At 73.7% G+C, this 2,004-nt stretch carries 1 protein-coding gene and 1 pseudogene; both read right to left on the bottom strand.

Annotated features, from left to right (window positions below):
- Positions 1-505, bottom strand: a pseudogene (locus E1300_RS49325) (ornithine cyclodeaminase family protein); the annotation flags it as partial.
- 51 nt (positions 506-556) lie between these two features.
- A complete protein-coding gene (locus tag E1300_RS49320) occupies positions 557-1,549 on the bottom strand; it encodes an ABC transporter ATP-binding protein (protein WP_131764128.1) in 993 nt (330 codons plus the stop codon).
- Positions 1,550-2,004: the final 455 nt, after the last annotated feature.

Genomic DNA, 2,004 nt, shown 5'->3' with positions numbered 1-2,004 from the left:
CGCCGTGCCGCTCGGCGAAGGCCGCCGCGCGGTCCGCGTCCAGGTCGCAGACGGTGAGCCCGCGCACCGGCCGCAGCTCGGCCAGGCCCCGCAGGACCAGGTCCGCCTGCGCCCCCGCGCCGATCACCGCGACCTCGTCGGCCTCTGGGCGGGCCAGCGCGTGGGTGCCGAGCGCGGCCGCCAGCCCGGTGCGCCACGCGGTCACGGTGGCCGAGTCGAGCAGCGCGAGCGTCTCCCCGGTGCGGAGGTCGTGCAGGCAGACGACGCCGCGCAGCGCGGGACGGCCGCCGGGGAACTTGGCGTTCACCTTGACCGTGTAGGCGGGGACGCCCGCGACCAGGCCGGGCAGCAGCGCCGTCGCCGTCCCCGGGCCGGGCAGCGGCGCCACGACCCGCCGCGGGACGGCCTCCCCCTCCTCGGACGTGAAGCCGCGGCGGAGCGCGTCCAGGCACGCGGCCGGGTCGAGCAGCGCTTCGAGGTCGGAGCGGGTGAGGAGCAAGGTCACCGGCCCATCGTGCCAGCCGCCCGTTGGCACCGGCCCGCCGCGGTCACGCGGTCACTGCGGGCGTTCCCGGGCCGCGGTCAGGCCGTCCCACTCGTTCAGCCAGTCGCGGCCCTCGTCGTCGATGAACGAGCCGGGCGGCGGGGTGACGCCGTGCTCGCGCAGCCACTCCCCCGGCCGCCGCATCGAGGGGCGCGGCCCGCCGTCGCTCGGCATGAGCTGCGGCGGGATCGGGGCGGGCATCACCGCCGGGGCGGGCCCCTCGCTCTCGACCTCGGCGAGGTCCTTCTCCTCCGCCATGCCGATGGGCCCCTGGCGCCGGGCGTTGAAGAACTGGTTCACCGCCGGGTGCGTGCTGGACAGGATCATCTCGCGCGGCCCGAACATCACGAGGCCGCGGCGGAACAGCAGGCCGAGGTTGTCCGGCAGGACGCGCGCGGTGCCGATGTCGTGGGTGACGATGAGGAAGGTCGCGCCGAGCTCGGCGTTGAGGTCGACGAAGAGCTGGTTGAGGTAGGCGGTGCGGACGGGGTCGAGGCCGGAGTCCGGCTCGTCCGCGAGGATCACCTCGGGGTCCAGGACGAGCGCGCGGGCGAGCCCGGCGCGCTTCCTCATCCCGCCGGAGATCTCGCCGGGCAGCTTCTCCTCCGCGCCGGTGAGGCCGACCATCTCCATCTTCTCCAGCACGATCCGCTTGATCTCCGCCTCGCCCTTCCTCGTGTGCTCGCGGAGCGGGAAGGCGATGTTGTCGTAGAGGTTCATGGAGCCGAACAGGGCGCCGTCCTGGAAGAGCACGCCGAACTTGCGGCGCATCTCGTAGAGGTCGTGCTCCCGCAGCCGGGGGACGTCGCCGCCGCCCACGTACACGTGGCCGCGGTCGGGGCGGAGCAGGCCGACGAGGTTCTTGAGGAAGACCGACTTCCCGGTCCCGGACGGCCCCAGCAGGGCGGAGATCTCGCCCGCGGGGATGGTGAACGACACGTCCTCCCAGATGACCTGCCGTCCGAACGACTTCTTCAGCCCTTCCACCCGGATCTCGACGCCCATGGGCACTCCCGTGCGGGGGAACCGGGGGCGGGGGGTCCGCGTACGTCGTCCGGCCCCCGTCCCCCCGACTGTACGGCGGGAGCGGCGCGCCGGGGAGGCCCGGTCCGGACCGAGATCGGACATCAGGGTCCTGAAGAGTCTTTTGCAGGCGATCTGTCCCGCCCGCGTTCGGACGTCGCATCCGGCTCTAATGTGACAACTTTTCACAGTCCATTCGGGCACTTTTCTGCCTTCCGTCCTCCTTGTGGCGTCTTGAACCATGTGCGGTGACCTCCGGCGCACCACACGGGTGCGCCCAAACCCCCCTGGAGGCGCAGTGAAAACCCGTCATGCACGCATGAGCGGCGCCGTCACCGCGACGGCGACGGGACTCCTGGCGACGGCCCTCGTCGCCGCCCCCGCCGCGCAGGCGGCCCCCCGCGCGCCCGCCGCGCCCGCGGCGCCCTCCGCGGTCT

It is taken from the genome of Actinomadura fibrosa, from assembly GCF_900659615.1.
Taxonomy (GTDB): domain Bacteria; phylum Actinomycetota; class Actinomycetes; order Streptosporangiales; family Streptosporangiaceae; genus Spirillospora; species Spirillospora fibrosa.
This window is presented reverse-complemented; position numbering and strand designations above follow the sequence as displayed.